Below are 23,486 nucleotides of genomic sequence, written 5' to 3' on the forward strand. Positions count from 1 at the left end.
GGCAGGAAACTATAAGTAGGGAATTTTTAGATTACAACCCAAGAACCTCTTCTAAATATAAAGCAATACCATCTTCTTCGTTCGTTAACGTCGTATGGTTTGCGAGTGATTTTAATTCAGGGATGGCATTCCCCATTGCGATGCCGTGACCAGCAAATTCAATCATTTCAAAATCATTATCTTCGTCACCGAAAGCGATAATTCGCTCTTGTGGAATGTTGTAATGACTAGAAATTTTTTGTAATCCAACCGCTTTATTTAATCCGCTTTTCACAATCTCAATAATCGGCCAAGGTGCGCCCCATTTTCTATGATCGATTACTTCCGCGTGCATATCCGTTAAATGTTGACGAATTGCAGTGGAATGCTCGTCATGTGCATCAATTAATAAGCAAGTTGGATGATCGTTTAAAATATTTAATAAGTCTCCCGTAAAAATCTTAGGAGAGCCGAATTCGAAAATATGTTTTTTATCTTCATCAATTTCACGAACGTACACATCGTCCATTACTTCCGCGTATATATTTTTTACGCCGAAATCAAAGCAAGCTCGTACAATTTCTTGCGCTGTTGCTAGCTCAAGAGGAGAGTGATGTGTTCCCCAGCTTGAATCAAGAGGATGATGTACATAAGCACCGTTAAAGTTTACGATAGGTGTGTTAAGAGCAAGTTCTTTATAGTAATCATAACTAGCACGGAATGGACGTCCTGTTGAAATAACAACAATATGTCCCTGTTCCTTTGCTTTTGCAATTGTATGTTTCGTTCGAGTGGAAATTATTTTGTTGTCTGTTAATAAAGTACCGTCTAAGTCTAATGCGATTAAATGTTGTTTGTTCATAATTTCACCTCTTATAATAATTTTTTTGTATCTATCTGTATTTCCGTTTTTAATATGCAGAAATAAGAGGTTAGACTCGGTGAAATCACCATAGATGGAAATTTCACTATATATCCATCTTACGTCTCAAAGTGCTGCGGTGTCTACTATTTATCGTTGGAAATTAAGAAAAGTCAACATCTTTTTAGAAAGTTCAAACAATGTTTCTTTCATTATGTACAAATTGTGAAAAGGGTTACATTGCTCGTGTGATGAGGCATATAATGAACATGTAATCTTCTCGTATATGTTTGACTCTCCTTTGAAACTAGCCTAGAGTAGGTTGGTTTCTTTTTTTTTCTACAAGTAGGAAAGAAATCCCTGCTTACGCTTGTATCATTCATATATATGTACAAGGACGAGATGTAGTACTGTTTCCTAAACATGACAGAAAACCTTTCTTTTAAAATGGATATACTAATGAGGCAAAGACGTCATGGAAGGAGAATGAAAATGGGACAAAATCGCAGGTTTCGTTCTGGACAAAAAGCGCCGAATGATGGTATTTATGTAGAAATTGGTGAAACGGGAAGTATGGTGAAAAATCCGCAAATGGTACAATTAACTGCCGGTGAAAAATTTCCAGATAATACGAATCATAACCGTCAGTGGACATATAAAAGAAAACCGTAACAGAAGCCGCAATCGTTATTGCGGCTTTTTTGTCGTTACACATTATAATTTCATTTACCGTATTTTTAAAACAATATAATGAATGCTTCCTTTTTCTTTTTCCAATAATAAGTTTGAAAATACATAGGCAAAATTATTGTATAAAAAAGTAAGTTGGCGTATAATCAAATCAAAGGTCAAAGAAAGTCAAACTTTTGGAGGGCTGTAAAGATGGACTTAAATCAAATGACAACAAAAACACAAGAGGCGATTATGAGTGCCCAATCTTTAGCGGTATCTCATCATCACCAAGAGGTGGATACTGTTCATCTATTACTTGCATTATTAGAAGAGCAAGATGGATTAGCAGTACGTATATTTCAAAAAATGAATGTTGATATAGAAGCATTAAAGCAAAGCGCTGAAAGCTTAATTAAAAAGAAACCTTCTGTAACAGGGAGCGGTGCAGAGGTTGGAAAATTGTATGTAACGAGCGCTCTGCAACAATTGCTTGTAAGAGCAGGGAAAGAAGCAGAAAAACTACAGGATGATTACATTTCAGTCGAACATGTATTGCTTGCTTTTTCCGAAGAAAAAGGCGATATAAATCAATTATTTGCAAGATTGCATATTACGAAAGATAACTTATTACAGTCTTTAATGACAGTTCGGGGGAATCAAAGAGTGACTAGTCAAAATCCAGAAGCAACTTATGAAGCGTTAGAAAAATATGGCCGTGATTTAGTGGCAGAAGTGAGAGCCGGGAAAATTGATCCTGTTATCGGCCGAGATAGTGAAATTCGACGCGTTATCCGCATTCTTTCACGTAAAACGAAAAACAATCCTGTTTTAATTGGTGAGCCAGGTGTTGGTAAAACAGCAATCGTTGAAGGATTAGCACAGCGTATTGTGAAAAAGGATGTACCTGAAGGATTGAAAGATAGAACGATTTTTGCATTAGATATGAGTGCGCTCGTAGCAGGTGCGAAATTCCGTGGTGAGTTCGAAGAGCGTCTGCAAGCTGTATTAAATGAAATTAAAAAGAGTGAAGGCCGCATTTTATTATTCATTGATGAACTTCATACAATCGTTGGAGCTGGTAAAACAGAAGGTGCGATGGATGCAGGAAATATGTTAAAACCGATGCTTGCTCGTGGTGAACTGCATTGTATCGGGGCGACAACATTAGATGAATATCGTAAATATATTGAAAAAGATCCAGCACTAGAAAGACGTTTCCAACAAGTATTAGCAGAAGAACCAACTGTTGAAGATACGATTTCCATATTACGTGGATTAAAAGAACGCTTTGAAATTTATCACGGTGTAAATATTCATGACCGTGCGATTGTAGCAGCGTCAGTTTTATCAGATCGATATATTTCAGATCGCTTCTTACCGGATAAAGCGATTGACCTTGTTGATGAAGCGTGCGCAACAATTCGTACAGAAATCGATTCTATGCCGACAGAATTAGATGAAGTAACGCGTCGTATTATGCAGTTGGAAATTGAAGAAGCGGCTCTTGGAAAAGAAACGGATCGTGGTAGCCAAGAGCGTCTAAAAACATTGCAACGTGAATTATCGGATTTAAAAGAAGTTGCAAGTGGTATGAGAGCGAAATGGGAGAAAGAAAAAGAAGACATTCACAAAGTTCGTGACTTACGTGAACATTTAGAACGTCTGCGCCGTGAATTAGAGGAAGCAGAAGGTAATTACGATTTAAATAAAGCAGCCGAACTTCGTCACGGGAAAATTCCTGCAATCGAAAAAGAATTAAAAGAAGCGGAAGAAATGGGCGCGCATAATAAACAAGAAAATCGTTTATTACGTGAGGAAGTAAGTGAAGAAGAAATTGCAGATATTGTTTCACGCTGGACTGGTATTCCTGTTGCTAAACTTGTTGAAGGCGAGCGTGAGAAATTACTACGCTTAGAGCAAATCTTATCAGAGCGTGTCATCGGACAAGAGGAAGCAGTAAGCTTAGTATCAGACGCGGTTCTTCGTGCGCGCGCTGGTATTAAAGACCCGAATCGTCCAATTGGTTCCTTCATTTTCTTAGGCCCTACGGGTGTTGGTAAAACAGAACTTGCAAAAACGTTAGCGCAGTCTTTATTCGATAGTGAAGAGCAAATGATTCGTATTGACATGTCTGAGTATATGGAGAAACACGCTGTGTCACGCTTAATTGGTGCGCCTCCTGGATATGTAGGATATGAAGAGGGCGGTCAATTAACAGAAGCGGTAAGACGTAAACCGTATTCAGTTATTTTGTTAGACGAAATCGAAAAAGCACATCCAGAAGTATTCAACATTTTATTACAAATGTTAGATGATGGACGCATTACAGATTCACAAGGAAGAACAGTAGACTTTAAAAACACAGTTATTATTATGACTTCAAATATTGGATCTGCTCATTTACTAGAGGGATTAGAAGAAGATGGTTCGATCAAAGAGGAATCAAGAGACCTTGTAATGGGGCAATTAAGAGGACATTTCCGTCCTGAATTTTTAAACCGTGTTGATGAAATTATTTTATTCAAACCTCTTACAACGAATGAAATTAAAGGCATTGTTGATAAAATTGTAAAAGAACTACAAGGCCGTCTAGCTGACCGTCACATTACAGTAGAATTAACAGATGCAGCAAAAGAATTTGTTGTAGAAGCTGGTTTCGATCCAATGTACGGAGCTCGTCCATTAAAACGATACGTACAACGTCAAGTGGAAACGAAATTAGCAAGAGAATTAATTGCAGGAACAATTACAGACAATAGTCACGTAGTTGTTGATGTAGAAAATAACGAATTAGTCGTTCATGTGAAATGAAAATAAAAAAGAGTTCGGATAAAATCCGGACTCTTTTTTTAGTGTTGTTCTACTGGCTCGTTTGGAATTGCAGCTGAAATTGCGAGTACTAATACAGCAAGAACAACTGAGAAAATAGACGCTTGGTTAAAGTCGTATGTACCGCCAGTCATAGAGCCAATTACGTAGCTCATCATATGTACAAGTAAGAACGACCAAATTAATGCCCAAATGAAACGCATATTTTACACCTCTATTCGTTCAATCTGTCCTTATTGTAACACAATTGAAAAAAGAATATAGAAAAATATTTGTAGATTTTTCAACGCAAATTTGCATTCCGTTCATACATTATAAAAGAGTGGTTTTATATGTTTAGAAAATAAGGCGGGGGAAAAATGAGTATTACGGAACGTTTTTTTTACTTAGAAAAAGAACCATGTGTCATTTATTTACCGGAGAAGCCAAATGGATTTTCTGTTATGCTCCTCGGTGATTATAACTACTTTATTGAGAATGGTACAAGTTTATGGACACAACATGCGGGTAAATCTTATTTCTTACATGGTCTTATTGAGCAAGGCTACACGGTCTTTTCCTCTAATTTATACGGAAGACATTGGGGGAACGATCAATCTGTTCGTCTGGCAAAACGTTTATATGATGTTGTTTTGAGAAAAGAGACGTTAAATGCGAAGATGCACATTATGGCAGATGGTATGGGAGCGCTTGTGGCACTTGAAATGATGAACAAATATCCTGAATGTATTCGTTCTGTTGTTATGTTAAATCCGTGTTTAGATTTACCAGAATATGTGGGTTTTGAGAAAGAGCATAAGTTTTTTTACAAGAGACTCGTGAAGGAATTAAGTTTGGCGTATGATTCCAAAGAAGAAGAATTAGATTTAAAAATAAATAAGAAATCATTTACGCTTCTTCCATCTTGTGTACCTGTTAAAATTTTCGTATCAACACAAGAAAAAAGAGGAAGAAAACAGCAGTTGCGGAGATATGAGAAAATGAGGCAATTAAATCAATGTGATACTTCTGTCTTATTCCATCTGCAAGATGTGAAATATAAAATGGTTAGGCAAACGACCGATTTCTTTAAAAAATATGAAGAAGAATTGTGAAGCTCCCATATACATAAATGAGGAGCTATTTGTTTCAAAGGGAAAGGGTTGGTGGTATGGAACGCGTGCTGATAATAGGTGCACTTACGTTTGTAGGTTATCACCTTGTGAATAAAATGATCGCAGAAGAAGTAGAAGTGTATGGTCTTGATTTTGATGAATTCGATAGTATGACCAAAATTAATGAAGAGAAGTTATTGTTAATTGGGCGAAATGCGTTATTTACGTATTATTCGATAAGAGATGAAGATGGATGGAGATCGGTAGAGGAAGAGAGATTCGATACTGTCTACTTTTGCTTATATGAGCCAAATCAGCAATGTGGATTTCGGAATGAAAGAGTCATATTACAATATTTAAAGCGAATTATAAGAATGTGTGAAGAACAAAAAGTGAAGTTAAATTTAATTTCTTCTATTGAAGTAAGTAGTACAGGTGAATCCGAAAATAAGCGCCTATTTTTGAAAGTAGAAGAAGGATTGAAAAAAGGGAATTTAAAATATAGTGTATTTCGAGTTCCTACATTATATGGACCGTGGCAACCATCCTTTATGATGTATCATCAGCTCATTTTATCAGAATTAGACGAAAAAGAGTGCCGTTGTACGAGTGAGGAAAAAGGAAGTGATTTGCTTTACATTGAAGATGTATGTGAATACTTATGGGAAAATGGAACGAACGGGGCGCATCTTGGTATATACAATTTACTTAGTGGTAAACAGTCATTATGGGAAAAAGGTATGAATCTTTTACGCGCGGATGATAAAGTAAATAAAAATAATAATGAAATAAGAGATGAGGCTATTGAAGTCATTTCGATAAAAAGAAATACTCCGTTAGAATACGGTTTAAATAAGCAACTGGCACACATGAAAAAATATAAAGAGTTATACGAAGAGTAGCACGCGTGTTACACTATTGTATGTGAAAGTTTTAATGGAGAGGAAGAGTATAATATGAACGAAAAAAGCATGCAGTTTTTACAAATCGCAATGAAGCATTTACCGGAAGCGAAGGCAATTTTAGATGATAACGGAATTGCACTTGATATGGAGAAGGCACAGCCGGTGTTAGAGTTGTTAATGAAAGTTATGAACGAAGCTTATGAGCTTGGGAAAGCAGATAAAGAATAAAATCCTTCTTTTTTGATGGAGGGGAGGCTCGAATCGTGAGTAGAAGCGGTTCGGGCCTTTTTATTTGGAATGAAACACGAAAAGGTATGATTCTGTTTCTTTTAATGAAAAATAAAGTGGATAATGTGTTAGCTTTCTGTTTTATGCGAAATATATTCTAGACAAAAATACATTTATGTTTTAAAATTAGTACCAAGTCATAATAATTGATATAAAACGGAGGGCTGCGATGTGAACGTGGGCATTTTAGGGATCGGAAGATATGTGCCAGAAAAAGTAGTCACAAATCACGATTTAGAAAAAATAATGGATACATCCGATGAATGGATTCGTACGAGAACGGGAATTGCAGAAAGACGCATTGCCGATGATACAATAGATACTTCATATATGGCCGTAGAGGCTGCAAAAAAAGCACTTGAAGATGCAGGGGTTAGCGGAGAAGATATCGATCTTATTTTAGTAGCGACAGTAACACCAGATCGTGCGTTTCCAGCAGTAGCTTGTGTCATTCAAGAAGCGATTGGAGCGAAGCATGCAGCTGCAATGGATGTAGGTGCAGCATGCGCTGGTTTTATGTACGGAATGATTACAGCGCAGCAATTTATTCAAACGGGGACTTATAAAAACGTATTAGTAGTTGGTAGTGATAAGCTATCTAAAATTGTAGACTGGAATGATCGAAATACAGCGGTATTATTTGGAGACGGAGCCGGTGCTATCGTAATGGGAGCAGTTTCAGAAGGAAGAGGCGTTCTATCTTTCGAATTAGGAGCAGACGGAAGCGGCGGCAAGCATCTATATCAAGACGAGTATGTTATGATGAATGGCAGAGAAGTCTTTAAATTTGCCGTTCGTCAACTTGGTGAATCTTGTCTTCGTGTTTTAGATAAAGCTGGTCTTACGAAAGAAGATGTGGATTTCTTAGTACCGCATCAAGCGAATATTCGTATTATGGAATCTGCAAGAGAGAGATTAAATTTACCACAAGAAAAAATGAGTATGACAATTGAAAAGTTTGGTAATACATCAGCTTCTTCCATTCCGATTGCAATGGTAGAGGAATTGCAAAATGGACGTATTCAAGATGGTGATTTAATTATACTTGTTGGTTTTGGCGGCGGATTAACATGGGGAGCGGTCGCTCTTCGTTGGGGTAAATAAGGACTGAGAGAAAAAAAGGAGTGTATTTTGTATGGAAAAAAAGAGGGTCGTAATTACAGGACTAGGAGCTGTTACACCGGTCGGAACAGATGTTGAAACAGCATGGGAAAACATTAAAAAGGGTGTATCTGGAATCGGGCGACTTACAAGAATTGATCCAGAACTATTTCCAGCAAAAGTAGCAGCGGAAATTAACGACTTTGAAGTCGAGAAATATATTGATAAAAAAGAAGCGCGCCGTATGGATCGCTTTACACAATATGCAGTAGCAGCAGCGAAAATGGCAGTTGCAGATGCAAAGCTTGAAATTACAGAAGAAAACGGACCTCGAATTGGTGTATGGATTGGATCTGGTATTGGTGGTATGGAAACATACGAAGAACAATTTAAGATTTTTACTGAGAAAGGCCCACGCCGCGTGAGCCCATTCTTCGTGCCGATGATGATTCCAGATATGGCAGCAGGTCAAGTATCAATCGCAACAGGAGCAAAAGGAATTAACACTTGTTCTGTAACGGCTTGTGCATCTGGTGCAAACTCAATTGGTGATGCATTTAAAGCAATTCAGCGTGGTGATGCTGATGCAATGATTACAGGTGGAGCAGAAGCGCCGCTAACAAGTATGGCATTCGCAGGATTTAGCTCAGCGAAAGCATTAACATTTAATGAAGACCCAGCAACGGCTTGCCGTCCGTTTGATAAAAACCGTAGCGGTTTCGTAATGGGTGAAGGTTCAGGTATTTTAATTCTTGAAGAATTAGAGCACGCATTAGCTCGTGGTGCTCACATTTACGCGGAAATCGCTGGTTACGGTGCAACTGGTGATGCGTTCCATATTACAATGCCTGCTCCTGGTGGTGAAGGCGGAGTGCGTGCAATGCGTCAAGCTTTAGCTGATGCAGGCCTACAGCCAGAAGATATTGATTACATTAATGCGCATGGTACAAGTACGGATGCGAATGAAAAATATGAAACGATGGCAATTAAAGAAACTTTCGGTGAGCATGCGTATAAAGTAGCAATTAGCTCAACGAAATCAATGACAGGTCACTTATTAGGAGCAGCTGGTGCTGTTGAAGCGATTTTCTCTATTAAATCAATTACAGACGGAGTAATTCCTCCAACAATTAACTATGAGACACCAGATCCAGAATGTGACTTAGATTACGTACCGAATCAAGCGAGACACCAAGAAGTAAATGCAGTATTAAGTAACTCATTAGGATTCGGTGGTCATAACGCAGTGTTAGTATTTAAATCGTATAAATAATAGATAAAATAAGGAGTTTTTCCGCAAGATATTGCGAAAAAACTCCTTATTTATTTTTACGTCTTTTTCTCCTGTAGCATATACATAAGAAAAAGGAGGGATAAAGATGGGGATTGTTGAAACAGCTGAATGGCTACATTTATATTATGGACGGCCAGAGAAACTTTGTGAGAAATTTACGAAGTATATTCCGTTGCCAAAAGAAAGGTTGTATCGCTTTTTAATTTCAAAAGGGATGTATCGCCCGATCATGCGCGGGGAAAAGGAAATTAAAGAATTAGAGGAAAAGGAAATTTGGAAAGAGTTGAGCCTGGAGTATGATAAATTGAAAAATTGGTTGAAAGGTCCGGATGTCCCTGTCTTTATTTTATTATCAGATTCTTATAATCGAACTGTGCAAGAAGAGTATAACGGTAGGGCTGGATTATCTATGCGTCATGTTATTTTCTTATTCGTATGTGGACGGAATTCGGTAGAAGAATTAAAAGTGTTATTGGCGCATGAATACCATCACATATGCAGGTTACATCAAATTGAGACGAAAGAAACAGAATATACATTACTTGATACAATGATTATGGAAGGGCTAGCTGAGCAAGCAGTAACAGAAAGGTATACAGAAAAAAATAATGCACCGTGGACGGAGTATCTTTCAAAAGAAGAGGCTATTTATTATTGGAAAAATGTTGTACATGAAAGAATAAGTATAAAACGAGGAACAAGGGAACATGACATCTTATTAAATGGCTTTCACTCTTATCCGAAGATGCTTGGCTATGCGCTTGGATTTCATATTGTCAAAGATTGTGTAACTTTGGAAGGAGAAGATACACTTTCTTTATTATCTATAGATGCAAAAGAAATATTGAATAAAGCAAATACATTTCATATATAAAAAAACAGGGGCTCTATTTCCTGTTTTTTTTAGTATTAATAGAAGAAAAAATAATAATTAGAATATATTTCCTCAAGTGGAATAAAGTTAAGCAAAAATGAACATAATGATTGGTACAAACAGTAGTGAAGTGAGGGGTAGTGAATGTTATATCTACATGATGTATGGGTAAATTGGTTTGAAGGTGAAGAGAATGGGTATAACGTTTGTCATTTTTACGAATGGCGGAAAGATGATACGATTGAGCTATTAGATCAAGTGCCATTATTAAAAGTAGATGCCACATTATATCATTACATCGAGAACGAATTGTTAGAGCTTCCGCAAAAAATGCTGGAAGACGTACATCATAAGGCTTATATTCGTAAAAATCATGAACGTTTGCAGCAAGAGTATTGCTTTGTTGTTACAGATGGAAAAGGAATTATTGCGATTGACACAATTGGTTACAATGTACCAATTCGCAAAAGCAGACTTATACCACGCCAAGAGCAGATGGTATATGAGATGGTAGAAAACGTACAAGCAGAAAAGTATGAGTTCCAAGTAGAAGAAACAGAAAAAGAACACCACATTTTATCACCATCGCCTTTCATTATGAATGGCTTGACTCGTAAAGAAAGACAGCTAAAACAATTATTATTTATGGCGTTAGATCAATTACATACAACGAAAAATACAGCAGAGATTCGCTATTGGTACACAGAGTGGGATCCATCAGCATATGGAACGGTTCAACATATGGAGTTCGAGGATATTTGGGCTAGACTGTATGATGAAGCGAAAGCTGGCTGGTCTGAGAAACATGAACAATTATGCGAGCGTCTCGTAAAAGGACAGCCATTTTTTGAAAAGTTATGGGAAATGGAAAATGAGCAAAAGGTAAATTAAAAAACCGCCAATTGGCGGTTTTTTAATTTTGTAGTAACCTAGCTCCGGTAGCAAGCCCTCCGCTTTATATGAAATCCAGCTCCGGCTCCTAGCCCTTCGCTTTATATGTTACCTACGTTTTCTACTTAACCCCATTGCATTTTCTACTTTGCGTAGTTGTTTGAATGCAACACGGTTTGCTTTTTCGGCACCTTTGTCTAGAATTTCGTCTAGTTCTGGTGAGCTGATTAGTTCGTTGTATTTGTCTTGGATTGGACGAATTGCATCTACGACTACTTGCGCTAGGTCGCCTTTGAAGTCACCGTATCCTTTTCCTTCGTACATTGCTTCAATTTCTTCAACTGTTTTTCCAGAGAATGAAGAGTAGATTGTTAATAAGTTAGAGATACCAGGTTTGTTTTCTTTATCAAATTTCACAATACCTTCAGAGTCAGTAACAGCACTCTTAATTTTCTTTTCAATTGTTTTTGGCTCATCAAGCATACTGATCATTGATTTTGGATTCGGATCAGATTTGCTCATTTTTTTCGTAGGTTCTGTTAAGGACATAACGCGAGCTCCTACTTTTGGAATACGAATTTCAGGCATTGTGAAGATTTCACGGTAACGTTTGTTGAAACGCTCTGCTAGGTCACGTGTTAATTCGATATGTTGCTTTTGATCATCACCAACCGGCACGATTTCAGTATTGTATAGTAAAATATCAGCAGCCATTAGTGGTGGATACGTAAGTAATCCAGCTGGAACTGAATCTCTACCAGAAGCTTTATCTTTATATTGCGTCATACGCTCTAATTCTCCAACGTAAGCAACAGATTGCATGATCCAACCTAGTTGAGCGTGTGCTGGTACTTCTGATTGTACAAATAAAGTAGCTTTTTCAGGGTCAATGCCACATGCCACATAAAGTGCAGCAAGACTGCGGATGTTTTTACGAAGTTGTACGGGATCTTGAGGTACTGTAATCGCATGTTGGTTTACAATACAGAAATAACAGTCGTGTTCATTTTGAAGCTCTGTAAACTGCTTCATGGCTCCTAAATAGTTTCCAAGTGTAATCGTTCCACTTGGCTGAATACCAGAAAAGATAACTGACATAAGTAATTCCTCCTAAAATTGAATGCGTGATGGGGGAAGAGAAGGCAAACAAAAAAGCCCATTCATCCCAAAAACTATAGGGACGAATGGACCGCGGTACCACCCTAATTATTTCACCACTGTGAAATCTCTCTAATCCATAATAACGTTTGGATATAACGCCAAAGCCTACTACTTTCGGTTCGGTTTGGTGCTCAAAAGCCCATTCCATACTGTACAATTACTTGTTCACACCGACCACAAGCTCTCTGAAATTGCCTCAATATGTACTCTTCTTTATCATCGCATACATATAAATTTATTTATTGTTACTTGAGCTCTTTTAATATGAAAGAACTAAAGTTTTATAACAAAATGTTTTGCTGATTATTATATCATATGGGATAGTGTTTGCAAACTACATCAAAATAGTAAAGCTAATAAGGATCGAGAACAACCCAAGAACGATACCTGTAATACAAATTGGATATGTCCATTTGAATGAATATGTTTTATAAATACGTTCTTTCTTATCTGTAGGTTCCTCGACTTCTTCAATTAAAGAGTCAATCTTTTTGTTCGTACCAAATACTCTTTGGAATGCGTAAATGGTTACATTGAAAAAACCATTTTGAAATATGTATAAAAAACCGCCGATAAGAATAAAAAACAGTGCAATATAAAACAAGATGTTGACAAAATTCAACAAAAATTGCGATGAAATGAGGAATGCGCCAATACTAGAAGCGATTATCGCTATGAAAATTAGTATACAAGTATGAAAAAAAACTTTATTCAAAATGTTCCCCTCCGTCAAAATATTACTAGAATTATTATACTATAAAAGCTATAATATGTACTAGAATTAATTTTTTGAAAATTATACGCAATTAAAGGTCTGATTTCAAGATGATGGTATCAATGTTAACGTATCCCTTTACAAAAAAAATAAAAATATAAACATTTTATTAAAAATTTTAACAAAAAAACAAAAAACTATATTCACAATTGTTATATTATATGTATAATGAAAATTGTAGAAACTTGGAGATTATTCTTTCAATTCTACTTTTTAACAAGTGAGGGTACAGGAAGTGCAATTAGGGGAGGCAACACAACATGAAGAAAAAGATACCGTTATTACTTGCATCGACTTTAACTGCAAGTATGTTGCTGGGTGCGTGTAGCTACCAAAAAGATGACGCAAAAGCAAAAGGGAAAGAAAAAACTACGAGTAGTAGTAACGGAAAGCAGGTTCTTAATTTAACAGAGTTATCTGAAATTCCGTCAATGGATGCATCGCTAGCATCTGACTCTGCATCTTCTACAGCATTAAATAATACGATGGAAGGTTTATATCGTATCGGCAAAGATCAAAAGAGAGTGCCTGGAATTGCAGAAGATGTTCAAAAGCTAGATGACGGAAAGAAATACATATTTAAATTAAGAAAAGATGCAAAATGGTCGAATGGGGAGCCTGTAACAGCAAAAGACTTTGTGTATTCATGGAAAAGAGCAGTAAATCCAGATACAAAAGCGACGTATTCGTACATTATGTTTGATATTAAAAATGCAGAGAAAATTCATAAAAAAGAATTACCTGCTGACCAATTAGGTGTAAAAGCGATTGATGATTATACATTAGAAGTGGAATTAGACAATCCCGTTCCTTACTTTGTTGATTTAACAGTTTATCCGGTATTTTACCCACTAAATGAAAACTTTGTAAAAGCACAAGGTGATAAGTTTGGGTTAGAGGCAAATACAACATTATATAATGGGCCATTTGTTATGAGTGATTGGAAACATGAGCAAAGCTTCCAGTTTAAGAAGAACCCATCATATTGGGATAATAAAACGGTTAAAATCGAAGAGATTAACTTTAATATTGTAAAAAATACGTCAACTGATGTAAATTTATATGAGACAAACTCGATTGATCGTGCGGCTCTAACTTCAGAATTTGTTGATAAGTTTAGACAAAGCTCAGAATTCCACACAAGAAAAGAAGCAGGGGTTGCTTACCTAAGATTTAATCAAAGTAATCAATACTTAAGTAATAAAAACTTAAGAAAAGCAATTTCAATGTCCTTTGATCGTGATAACATTGCGAAAGTTATTTTAAATAATGGTGCGATTGGAGCTTATGGATTTGTTGGAAAAGATTTCGCTGAAGGTCCGAATAAAAAAGATTTCCGATCTGAAAATGGAAAGCTAGTTGAAACGAATCCAAAAGAAGCGAAAAAGCTTTGGGAAACAGCGAAGAAAGAGCTTGGCACTGATAAAATCGAACTAGAATTCTTAAACTTTGATAATGAAGATGCAAAAAAGGTTGGTGAATTCTTAAAAGGTGAGATGGAAAAAAACTTACCTGGTTTATCAATTAAAATTAAACAGCAGCCATTTGCACAAAAAAATAAATTAGAAGATTCTCAGCAATATGATATTGCGTTTGGTATTTGGGGCCCAGATTTCCCAGATCCAATCTCATATTTAGATATGTTTGTTACAAATGGTTCTCAAAATAAAACAGGGTATTCTAATCAGAAATATGATGAGTTAATTCTAAAAGCTAAAACAGATACAAAAGATTTACAAGCACGCTGGAACAACCTTTTAGAAGTAGAGAAGATGTTAATTAAAGAGGATGCAGTTATCACTCCAATCTTCCAAAAAGGTTCAGCATATATAGTAAAAGATGCTGTAAAAGATATTATACCAATCAACTATGGTGGTAGATTAACTTACAAATGGGCATCTGTTGAACAAAAATAATCTTTTTTTCCATCGTTTACAGGGGTATATGCCTATGATGGGCATATGCTCTTATTTTAAAAAAATAAAAGTAAGAATATTTTAAACTATCTTATTGCTTTTGAGAAAAACGGGGAGGTGCTTGACTATGGGACGTTATGTATTAAAACGTTTCGTGTACATGGCTTTGACATTATTTTTAATTACTACGCTGACTTTCTTTTTGATGAAATTACTTCCGGGTTCTCCGCTTAAAAACCAGGAGAAGCTATCACCGGCACAAAAAGAAATCATTCTTGAAAAATATGGTTTAAATGATCCAGTACCAGTTCAATATGCGCGTTACTTAGGTAACTTAGCAAAAGGTGATTTAGGGGTATCATTCCAATATGATAACCGTCCAGTAACAGATATGATTGTGGATCGCATTGGACCATCAGCACAACTTGGTTTACAAGCGATTATATTAGGAACATTTATTGGTTTAATTTTAGGAATCGTTGCGGCACTTCGTAACAATACGTGGGTCGATTATGGAGCGACAATTATTTCCGTACTCGGGATGTCGGTACCATCATTCGTATTCGCCGCTTTACTACAATATTTCGTAGGGGTAAAACTTGGTTGGTTCCCAGTAGCGTTCTGGAAAGGACCAGAGTTTACAGTAATGCCTACAATTGCTTTATCGATGGCAGTTATCGCAACAATCGCACGTTTCTCTCGTGCAGAATTAATTGAAGTTATGCAAGCCGATTACATTTTAACAGCAAAAGCAAAAGGAATTAGCCAAGGCGTTATCATTGTCAAACACGCACTTCGTAACGCATTAATTCCAGTAGTAACAATTTTAGGACCAATGGTTGCGGCATTAATTACAGGAACACTTGTTATCGAGCAAATTTATGCTGTACCAGGGCTTGGGGAACAATTCGTTAAATCTATTACAGTGAATGACTATACAGTTATTATGGGAACTACGATTTTCTATAGTGCTATCTTCATTTTAGTTATTTTCATTGTCGATATTTTATACGGAATTATTGATCCTCGTATTCGTTTAGCGGGAGGGAAAAAATGATGAAAGATGTACAAAAATTATCTCCAGATTTATTTCAACAAGCCAATCAAAATAATGTTGATAATGAAGTCATTGCCCGTCCAAGCTTAACGTTTTGGCAAGATGTAAGAAGACGTTTATTCCAACATAAAGGTGCGATGATTGGTTTCGTATTATTAAGCCTTATTATATTACTAGCGATTTTTGGACCGATGGTAAGTAAACACTCGTATAAAGAGCAAGATTTAGGTCGTGCGAAAATGCCACCCAAAATTCCAGTTATTGAAAATGTTCATTGGTTACCATTTGACGGTACAGATCAATATGGTGTTGACCAATATGAAAAACGTGATATTAAAGAGTACTTCTGGTTTGGTACAGATGATCTTGGTCGTGATTTATGGACAAGAACATGGGAAGGTACACGCGTATCATTATATATCGCTCTTTTAGCAGCAGCAATTGACTTAGTAATTGGGGTTGCATACGGAGGTATTTCGGCGTTTTATGGCGGCAGAGTAGATAATATTATGCAACGTATTATGGAGATTATTAACGGTATTCCATACTTAATCATCGTTATCTTAATGGTAATCATTATGGGATCTGGTATATGGTCAATTACACTCGCAATGGCAATTACAGGTTGGATAGGGATGTCGCGTATCGTTCGTGGGCAAATCCTGAAATTAAAAAACCAAGAATATGTATTAGCATCTCGTACATTAGGTGCAACAAATACACAATTAATTGTGAAACATTTAATTCCAAACGTAATGGGACCTATTATCGTAATGACAATGTTTACAATTCCATCAGCGGTGTTTGGTGAAGCGTTCTTAAGTTTCATCGGTTTAGGAATTCAGCCACCATTTGCGTCACTAGGTTCTCTTGTAAATGATGGTTATAAATCTATTCAAACGTATCCGCATATGATGTTCATCCCTGCGGTTGTCATCAGTATATTAATTTTAGCGTTTAACTTAATGGCAGACGGATTACGCGACGCGTTAGATCCAAAAATGCGTAAGTAAAAGAGGGGAGAGGCAAAGATGAAAACATTGTTAGAGGTAAAAGATTTACAAGTCTCCTTTGATACACATGCAGGTGAAGTGCAAGCTGTACGCGGCGTTACTTTTGATTTGAAAAAAGGAGAGACATTGGCGATTGTAGGAGAATCTGGTTCAGGGAAATCAGTTACTTCTAAAGCGTTAATGGGATTAATTCCGAATCCTCCTGGACGCATTAAAAATGGTGAGATCGTATTTGAAGGTCGTGACTTAACGAAATTAACAGAAAAAGAAATGCAGCAAGTACGTGGTAAAGATATCGCGATGATTTTCCAAGATCCAATGACATCATTAAACCCAACGATGACAATTGGAAATCAAATTATGGAAGGCCTTATTAAACACCAAGGGATGAGTAAAGCAGACGCACGTAAAGTTGCTTTAGAATTAATCGACCTTGTAGGTATTCCAAATCCAGAAGCTCGTTTAAAACAATATCCTCACCAGTTCTCAGGTGGTATGAGACAGCGTGTAGTTATTGCGATGGCGTTAGCTTGTAACCCGAAATTATTAATTGCCGATGAGCCGACAACAGCGCTAGACGTTACGATTCAGGCACAAATTTTAGAACTTATGAAAGACATTCAGCAAAAAACAGAAGCGGCAATTATTTTCATTACGCATGACTTAGGTGTAGTAGCAAACGTTGCTGACCGAGTGGCAGTTATGTACGCTGGTAAAGTTGTTGAAATTGGAACTGTAGATGAAATTTTCTATAATCCGAAACATCCATATACTTGGGGCTTAATCGCATCTATGCCAAGTTTAGATGGCTCAGAGGAAGAGTTATACGCAATTCCTGGAACGCCTCCGGATTTATTGAAGCCGCCGAAGGGTGATGCTTTTGCACCACGTAACCCACAGGCATTAAAAATTGATTTTGAAATGGACCCACCTTTATTTAAAGTAAGTGATACACACTATGCGGCAACTTGGTTACTTCACGAGCAAGCTCCAGAAGTAAAACCACCGGCAGTCGTTGAAAAACGCATTCTTCAAATGAAAGCAGGTGAACAACATGACTAAACAACGTGAGAAATTAATTGAAGTAAAAAATGTAAAGCAGCACTTCGACGTGAGTGGTGGTGTTGTCAAAGCGGTTAATGATATTTCATTTGATATTTACCGCGGAGAAACATTTGGTCTTGTAGGAGAATCAGGTTGTGGTAAATCAACAACTGGAAGAACGATTATTCGTTTATATGATGCAACTGCTGGTGAAGTATTGTTCGATGGTGAAAACGTACATGGTAAGAAATCACGCGCAGAATTGAAGAAATTCAACCGTAAAATGCAAATGATTTTCCAAGATCCATACGCATCATTAAATCCTCGTATGACAGTAGGGGATATTATCGCAGAAGGTATTGATATTCACGGATTAGTGAAAAGTAAAAAAGAGCGCATGGACCGTGTTCATGAACTATTAAACACAGTTGGTTTAAATAAAGAGCACGCAAACCGTTTCCCGCACGAATTCTCAGGTGGACAACGTCAGCGTATCGGTATCGCTCGAGCGCTTGCTGTAGAACCAGAATTTATCATTGCGGATGAGCCGATCTCAGCACTTGACGTATCGATTCAGGCGCAAGTTGTAAACTTACTGAAAAAGCTACAAAAAGAAAAAGGGTTAACATACTTATTTATTGCCCATGATTTATCAATGGTAAAATACATTAGTGACCGCATCGGTGTAATGTACCGTGGTCAAATCGTTGAGCTAACAACAAGTGAAGAGTTATATGCGAATCCAGTTCATCCATATACGAAATCACTATTATCAGCAATTCCGCTACCAGATCCAGATTATGAGCGCAATCGTAAACGTATCGTATACGATCCATCGCAGCATGATTACGGTAGCGAAGTGCCAACAATGCGTGAAATTCGCCCAGGGCATTTCGTACTATGTTCTGAAGCAGAGTATAAGAAATATAAAGAGATTTATCAATAATAAAAAAAGCCATTCTTTAAGGAAGGATGGCTTTTTTCTATACTATATAAATGAGTTGTCGGTAAGTCGATATAAATTGCATTTATTAATAACTACATCATGATCAAACAAGTACTACTGTGCCTGAACAGAACCAATCTCGTCTTGCTCTTCTGGTTTCACAAGTGCGTAACGTTCCCACGCCCTGCTTTTCCAGCGGAAGAACATAATAATGGCACGCGTCCATTCGTCGATGGCGATCGCTAGCCAAATACCAACGAGCCCCATATCTAAATGAAAGGCGAAAAAGTAACCTAGTGGTAAACTCATTAACACCATAGAGAATGCACCGATTAAAACAGGATATTTTGCATCACCAGCTGCACGAAGCGAATTAATGATGACGATATTCATCGTACGTCCCGTTTCAAGTAGTACACTTAGTAAAAGAACACTTGCGCCTAACCCGATAATGTGCGGATTATCTGTAAACAGTCCCATTAATTGTGTACGGAATGTAATAACGAGAGCGACCATACATAGAGTTACACCAATCGCCCATTTTACACTTTTCCATAAGCGTTCGTATGCTTCATCCTTTTCGCCACCACCAACAAGGCGGCCAATAATAATGGCTGTTCCCATACCAATCGCAATTGCAAATAAATAAGTGAACATGGAAATGTTAGTAGCGTATTGTCTAGCAGCTAATGATTCCGTTCCTAAGTACGTTGCGTAATAAAGGAAGACGATTTGACAAGCTTGATACATCACTTGTTCAAATGCAGATGGAATACCGATTTTTAAAATTTTCCCAATGTATTCTTTGGATAAAGTGAAGTAATATTGTAATTTCACGCGATATTCCATAACGCGGTATAGTAACCAGAAGAAAACAATAAGTGCGATCAATCGACTGATAGCGGAAGAAATTGCAGCTCCTTGTACACCGAGCTCAGGGAAACCAAATTTCCCGAAAATGAGTACGTAGTTTCCAGCGATATGAATAATATTCATTCCGAGTGAAATAAACATCGCTTGCTTTGTAAAACCGTGTACACGGATAATTGCGGCTAATGAGTTAATAATAGCTTGCAGGAAGATAGCCCCTCCGACGATAGATAAGTAGTTTTGTGCATACGTTAGTACATCGCCTTGTAAGTTCATTGCGAGCATCATATGTTTCGAAAATAAAAGAAAACCAGCGCTTATAACGAGCCCGACTATTAAATTTAATGTGACGGCTAATGCTGATATTTTAGATGCCTCCATAAAGCGTTTGGAACCGAGGTATTGAGATACAACGATAGCAGCGCCGTTCCCGATGACTTCTAATACCAAAATCGCGATATGAAGATATTGATTCGCTGCACCAACCCCAGATACAGCATCGTCTGATAATGCACTTAACATGAAAGTATCAGCGATCCCCATCAACATAAAAAGAAAAACTTCTAGAAAAATAGGCCATGTTAATAAGAATAAACTTAATTTTTCTGCCGTCCCATTTTTTGCCTGAATTGCTGTCATGTCCGTCCCCTCTTTACCGATATCTATTTTTAGCAAAATGTATCGTAACATACTTTCTTATCCTTTGCACTCATTTTAGCCTACATATTTTTAATATGAAGGGCTTGCTATTTTATGTTAAAAAGGGTGGGATAATTATACATAAAGTATTATGAAATATAAAATTTGTTTTTATTTGATAATTTAGAAAAATATAAAAATAATTATTTTCGGCACTTTAGTAAGGATAATTAGCAGTATAAAACGTTTACAAACATATATTTTTTAACAGAAAATTTTAATGAAATAGAAATATAAATATACAAGAAATGTATTTGTGTGTATAATATGAATTGTTAGAACATATATATATTTCTTTCTGTTTGAAAATGAAAGGGCTAACATTTTTTTGGAGGGTGGAAGTATGAAAAAAAAGATACCAGTTTTTGTAGTATCAACAGTAGCAATGAGCATGATGTTAGGGGCATGTAGCTATCAAAAAGATGAACCGCAAGCAAACGCAAAAGGGGATAGCGGGAAAAGCGATGCGAAGCAAGTTCTTAATTTAATTGAAACACAAGAAATTCCAACGATGGACCCAGCATTATCAGCTGACGCAGTTTCTTCAAAAGTAATGAACAACACGATGGAAGGTCTATACCGCCTTGGAAAAGATGATAAGTTAGTTCCAGGTGTAGCAAAAGAATTTAAAAAGTCAGAAGACGGTAAAAAATATACATTTAAATTACGTGAAGACGCGAAATGGTCAAACGGTGAGCCTTTAACAGCGAAAGATTTTGTATACGCATGGCAAAGAGCGATCAATCCAGACACAGCTGCGAAATCAGCATACATTATGTATGATATAAAAAATGCAGAGAAAATTAATAAAAAAGAGATGCGTCCTGATCAATTAGGTGTAAAAGCAATTGATGATTACACATTAGAAGTAGAATTAGACAATTCTATTCCATATCTTGTAGATTTAATGGTATATCCAATCTTTTATCCTGTGAATGAGAAATTTGTGAAAGAGCAAGGTGCGAAGTTTGGTTTAGAAGCAAATACAACACTTTATAACGGACCGTTTACATTAAGCGATTGGCAGCATGAACGCAGTTTTAAAATGACAAAGAGCTCATCATATTGGGACAATAAAGAAGTGAAGCTTGAAGAAGTAAACTTTAATATTGTAAAAGATACATCTACGCCAATTAACTTATATGAAACAAATGCAATCGATCGAGCGACGTTATTAGCAGAGTTCATCGATAAATATAAAGGAAAACCAGATTTCAAAACAGTAGAAGAGACATCTGTATTTTTCCTACGCTTAAATCAAAAAGATCCAGCTTTAGCAAATAAAAATATTCGTAAAGCAATTTCACTTGCTTTTGATCGTAAGCCGTTCGTTGATACATTATTAAATAACGGTTCTAAGGCAGCGACAGGATTAATTCCTGATAACTTCATTAAAGGACCAGATAAAAAAGATTTCCGTGCTGTAAACGGGGATATTGTAAAACCAAACGTGAAAGAAGCGAAGAAATATTGGGAAGCTGGCAAAAAAGAACTTGGTAAAAATGAAATCGAATTAGAATTATTAAATGAAGATGTAGAGTTATCTAAGAAAACTGGTGAATATTTAAAAGGTGAATTAGAAAAAAATTTACCAGGTTTAACAGTGAAAATTAAACAACAACCATTCGCACAAAAACTAAAATTAGAAGATGCGGGTGATTATGTCATGTCATTCTCTGGATGGGGGGCAGACTTCCCAGATCCGATTACATATCTTGATATGTTTGTAACAGATGGGTCACAAAATAAGATGAAGTACTCTAATCCGAAATACGATGAAATCATTATGAAAGCGAAAAAAGATGGAAGCGATGTAAATGCTCGCTGGAAAAACTTACTTGAGGCAGAAAAAATGTTACTTGATGACGCTGCGATTGTTCCAGTATACCAACGTGGTAGAGCATACTTACAAAGAGAAACAATTAAAGATATGTACAACCATAAATATGGCCCCGATGTGAGCTTCAAATGGGCATCCCTAGGAAAATAAAAAAAGCAGGCTAACCACCTGCTTTTTTTAATACGTTCGTTTCTTATAAATGCCTTTTCCGCCAACTTGATTCCAGCCGGATTGCACATCCAAACTTTTGTTAACAAACTTCATTTTTTCTTTTCCACCAAAGAGCTTTTCGCCGATGCTATTTGTAATGACACCGATTAATGCTGTTATTCCGATGATGAGGGTAGCAACCGTAATAAAATCAATAAAAAACGCAATCATTTGAAAACTCCCCCTTTGCCTGTCTGTATGTTTATTGTATGAGATAAAAAATGAAAAAGAAAGAAATGTCAGAAAAATATTTAATTTACTTTAGAAATCGTGTAGACAGGAGAGAGAATGTTTGTTAGAATGAGAACAAATGTTCCTTTTTATTCTCATTTGTATAGTCTTACATTTCTTAATTGATTTATCAGGAAAAAGTAAGAAAACGTTCTCTTTTTCATAGGGAAGATTATAGATAAATAACTATATATTATATGAAGAATCTAGAGGAAGTGAGTACTAAAAGGGTTGAAAGTTATTGTTCAAGTACAGCTAAATTGAGCGTAATCATGTTACATAGCAGTGGAATACACGGAAGAGTTTTCTCAACTAGCAGGAAATTTACTGTATATTTCTTGCAAAATCTATTGTATAATGATTATAGAAGTTACTTATTAAAAGTAATTGTTGTTTATTATAAGTTGTTGCTTACATGAAATGCGATTTTTGTACTTTTCAATAAGACAAGTTATCGCGAAAAATTGCTTAAGTTAGAAATTAAAACTGTATGTAGTACAGAATTTGTACTCTTTAAGGAGAGTGAGCTTTGTATGGTAACATTATATAGTTCTCCAAGCTGTACGTCTTGTAGAAAGGCGAAATTATGGCTAGAGGAAAATCATATTCCCTATACAGAACGTAATATTTTCTCAGATCCATTAACGATTGAGGAAATTAAAGAGATTTTACGTATGACAGAAAGCGGAACGGATGAGATTATTTCTACTCGTTCGAAAGTTTTCCAAGAATTGAATGTAAACTTAGAATCTTTACCACTTCAAGATTTATATAAGATGATTCGTGACTATCCGGGGATTTTACGTCGTCCAATTATGATTGACGAGAAACGCCTTCAAGTTGGTTACAATGAAGACGAAATTCGCCGTTTCTTACCACGTACAGTAAGAACGTTCCAATTACGTGAAGCACAACGTCTTGTAAATTAATTATAA

The 23,486-nt window shown here is 36.4% G+C and carries 22 protein-coding genes and 1 other annotated feature; of the genes, 16 read left to right on the plus strand and 6 right to left on the minus strand.

Annotation, left to right across the window (positions count from 1 at the left end; all coding sequences use genetic code 11):
* Positions 1-31: 31 nt before the first annotated feature.
* Positions 32-841: a Cof-type HAD-IIB family hydrolase gene (locus tag AC1Q8M_RS02140; protein WP_001041231.1), complete on the minus strand. Its 810-nt coding sequence runs from the start codon at positions 839-841 to the stop codon at positions 32-34.
* Between the two features lie 492 nt (positions 842-1,333).
* Here AC1Q8M_RS02140 and AC1Q8M_RS02145 point away from each other — a divergent pair, with 492 nt between their 5' ends.
* Together AC1Q8M_RS02145 and clpB are read left to right on the plus strand one after the other, a co-directional pair.
* The gene (locus AC1Q8M_RS02145; protein ID WP_000531422.1) at positions 1,334-1,513 is read left to right on the plus strand and encodes a YjzC family protein; all 180 of its coding nucleotides are present in this window, start codon (positions 1,334-1,336) and stop codon (positions 1,511-1,513) included.
* A gap of 210 nt (positions 1,514-1,723) precedes the next feature.
* Complete coding sequence (gene clpB / locus AC1Q8M_RS02150; RefSeq protein ID WP_000365410.1) at positions 1,724-4,324, plus strand: ATP-dependent chaperone ClpB; 2,601 nt, start codon at positions 1,724-1,726, stop codon at positions 4,322-4,324.
* 38 nt (positions 4,325-4,362) lie between these two features.
* On the opposite strand, the gene AC1Q8M_RS02155 is transcribed toward clpB, so the two are convergent.
* A complete protein-coding gene (locus AC1Q8M_RS02155) occupies positions 4,363-4,545 on the minus strand; it encodes a YjzD family protein (RefSeq protein ID WP_001211116.1) in 183 nt (60 codons plus the stop codon).
* A 156-nt stretch (positions 4,546-4,701) separates the two neighbouring features.
* On the opposite strand from AC1Q8M_RS02155, the gene AC1Q8M_RS02160 reads away from it, so the two are divergent.
* The 7 genes from AC1Q8M_RS02160 (at position 4,702) to AC1Q8M_RS02190 (ending at position 10,789) form a co-directional block, all read left to right on the plus strand.
* Entirely contained in the window at positions 4,702-5,436 is a 735-nt protein-coding gene (locus AC1Q8M_RS02160; protein WP_000028690.1) for a lipase family protein, read from the plus strand.
* A gap of 29 nt (positions 5,437-5,465) precedes the next feature.
* On the plus strand, positions 5,466-6,338 hold the full coding sequence (locus AC1Q8M_RS02165) for an NAD-dependent epimerase/dehydratase family protein (protein WP_000487723.1): 873 nt from the start codon (positions 5,466-5,468) through the stop codon (positions 6,336-6,338).
* Positions 6,339-6,392: 54 nt separating this feature from the next.
* Entirely contained in the window at positions 6,393-6,569 is a 177-nt protein-coding gene (locus AC1Q8M_RS02170) for a ComZ family protein (protein WP_001986215.1), read from the plus strand.
* Positions 6,570-6,800: 231 nt separating this feature from the next.
* Complete coding sequence (gene fabH, locus AC1Q8M_RS02175; protein WP_001100533.1) at positions 6,801-7,733, plus strand: beta-ketoacyl-ACP synthase III; 933 nt, start codon at positions 6,801-6,803, stop codon at positions 7,731-7,733.
* A 31-nt stretch (positions 7,734-7,764) separates the two neighbouring features.
* A complete protein-coding gene (fabF, locus tag AC1Q8M_RS02180) occupies positions 7,765-9,003 on the plus strand; it encodes a beta-ketoacyl-ACP synthase II (protein ID WP_000412656.1) in 1,239 nt (412 codons plus the stop codon).
* Between the two features lie 106 nt (positions 9,004-9,109).
* Positions 9,110-9,898: a DUF2268 domain-containing putative Zn-dependent protease gene (locus tag AC1Q8M_RS02185; RefSeq protein WP_000513280.1), complete on the plus strand. Its 789-nt coding sequence runs from the start codon at positions 9,110-9,112 to the stop codon at positions 9,896-9,898.
* Between the two features lie 144 nt (positions 9,899-10,042).
* A complete protein-coding gene (locus tag AC1Q8M_RS02190; protein ID WP_000966129.1) occupies positions 10,043-10,789 on the plus strand; it encodes a YjbA family protein in 747 nt (248 codons plus the stop codon).
* A 108-nt stretch (positions 10,790-10,897) separates the two neighbouring features.
* On the opposite strand, the gene trpS is transcribed toward AC1Q8M_RS02190, so the two are convergent.
* Together trpS and AC1Q8M_RS02200 are read right to left on the minus strand one after the other, a co-directional pair.
* Positions 10,898-11,887 (minus strand): tryptophan--tRNA ligase, encoded by a 990-nt coding sequence (trpS, locus tag AC1Q8M_RS02195; RefSeq protein ID WP_000110989.1) that lies wholly within the window; start codon positions 11,885-11,887, stop codon positions 10,898-10,900.
* Positions 11,888-11,962: 75 nt separating this feature from the next.
* Positions 11,963-12,179, minus strand: a binding site (T-box leader).
* 105 nt (positions 12,180-12,284) lie between these two features.
* The gene (locus tag AC1Q8M_RS02200) at positions 12,285-12,665 is read right to left on the minus strand and encodes a DUF3899 domain-containing protein (protein ID WP_098855625.1); all 381 of its coding nucleotides are present in this window, start codon (positions 12,663-12,665) and stop codon (positions 12,285-12,287) included.
* 320 nt (positions 12,666-12,985) lie between these two features.
* Between AC1Q8M_RS02200 and AC1Q8M_RS02205 the strand changes: the two genes are divergently transcribed.
* The 5 genes from AC1Q8M_RS02205 to AC1Q8M_RS02225 all read left to right on the plus strand — a co-directional run bounded on the left by AC1Q8M_RS02205 (position 12,986) and on the right by AC1Q8M_RS02225 (position 18,701).
* On the plus strand, positions 12,986-14,641 hold the full coding sequence (locus tag AC1Q8M_RS02205) for a peptide ABC transporter substrate-binding protein (RefSeq protein WP_071713722.1): 1,656 nt from the start codon (positions 12,986-12,988) through the stop codon (positions 14,639-14,641).
* 127 nt (positions 14,642-14,768) lie between these two features.
* Entirely contained in the window at positions 14,769-15,698 is a 930-nt protein-coding gene (gene opp3b, locus AC1Q8M_RS02210) for an oligopeptide ABC transporter permease (protein ID WP_000534166.1), read from the plus strand.
* Entirely contained in the window at positions 15,695-16,711 is a 1,017-nt protein-coding gene (opp3C, locus tag AC1Q8M_RS02215) for an oligopeptide ABC transporter permease (RefSeq protein WP_000974103.1), read from the plus strand. The genes opp3b and opp3C overlap by 4 nt, the downstream gene beginning before the upstream one ends.
* 18 nt (positions 16,712-16,729) lie before the next feature.
* Complete coding sequence (locus tag AC1Q8M_RS02220) at positions 16,730-17,773, plus strand: ABC transporter ATP-binding protein (protein WP_000854346.1); 1,044 nt, start codon at positions 16,730-16,732, stop codon at positions 17,771-17,773.
* Entirely contained in the window at positions 17,766-18,701 is a 936-nt protein-coding gene (locus tag AC1Q8M_RS02225; protein ID WP_000166351.1) for an ABC transporter ATP-binding protein, read from the plus strand. The genes AC1Q8M_RS02220 and AC1Q8M_RS02225 overlap by 8 nt, the downstream gene beginning before the upstream one ends.
* Before the next feature lie 114 nt (positions 18,702-18,815).
* Here the strand turns inward: AC1Q8M_RS02225 and AC1Q8M_RS02230 are convergent, their stop codons facing one another.
* Positions 18,816-20,261, minus strand: coding sequence for an MATE family efflux transporter (locus tag AC1Q8M_RS02230; protein WP_002093905.1), 1,446 nt, complete (start codon positions 20,259-20,261; stop codon positions 18,816-18,818).
* A gap of 352 nt (positions 20,262-20,613) precedes the next feature.
* Here AC1Q8M_RS02230 and AC1Q8M_RS02235 point away from each other — a divergent pair, with 352 nt between their 5' ends.
* Positions 20,614-22,260 carry a peptide ABC transporter substrate-binding protein gene (locus AC1Q8M_RS02235; RefSeq protein WP_000727254.1) on the plus strand — a complete coding sequence of 549 codons (1,647 nt, stop codon included), beginning with the start codon at positions 20,614-20,616 and terminating at the stop codon, positions 22,258-22,260.
* A gap of 27 nt (positions 22,261-22,287) precedes the next feature.
* Here the strand turns inward: AC1Q8M_RS02235 and AC1Q8M_RS02240 are convergent, their stop codons facing one another.
* Positions 22,288-22,491, minus strand: a complete 204-nt coding sequence (locus AC1Q8M_RS02240; protein WP_000559974.1) for a hypothetical protein — start codon at positions 22,489-22,491, stop codon at positions 22,288-22,290.
* A 593-nt stretch (positions 22,492-23,084) separates the two neighbouring features.
* On the opposite strand from AC1Q8M_RS02240, the gene spx reads away from it, so the two are divergent.
* The gene (gene spx, locus AC1Q8M_RS02245; protein WP_000258267.1) at positions 23,085-23,480 is read left to right on the plus strand and encodes a transcriptional regulator Spx; all 396 of its coding nucleotides are present in this window, start codon (positions 23,085-23,087) and stop codon (positions 23,478-23,480) included.
* Positions 23,481-23,486 lie beyond the last annotated feature (6 nt).

The organism is Bacillus sp. GW823-FHT06A10 (genome assembly GCF_058795375.1).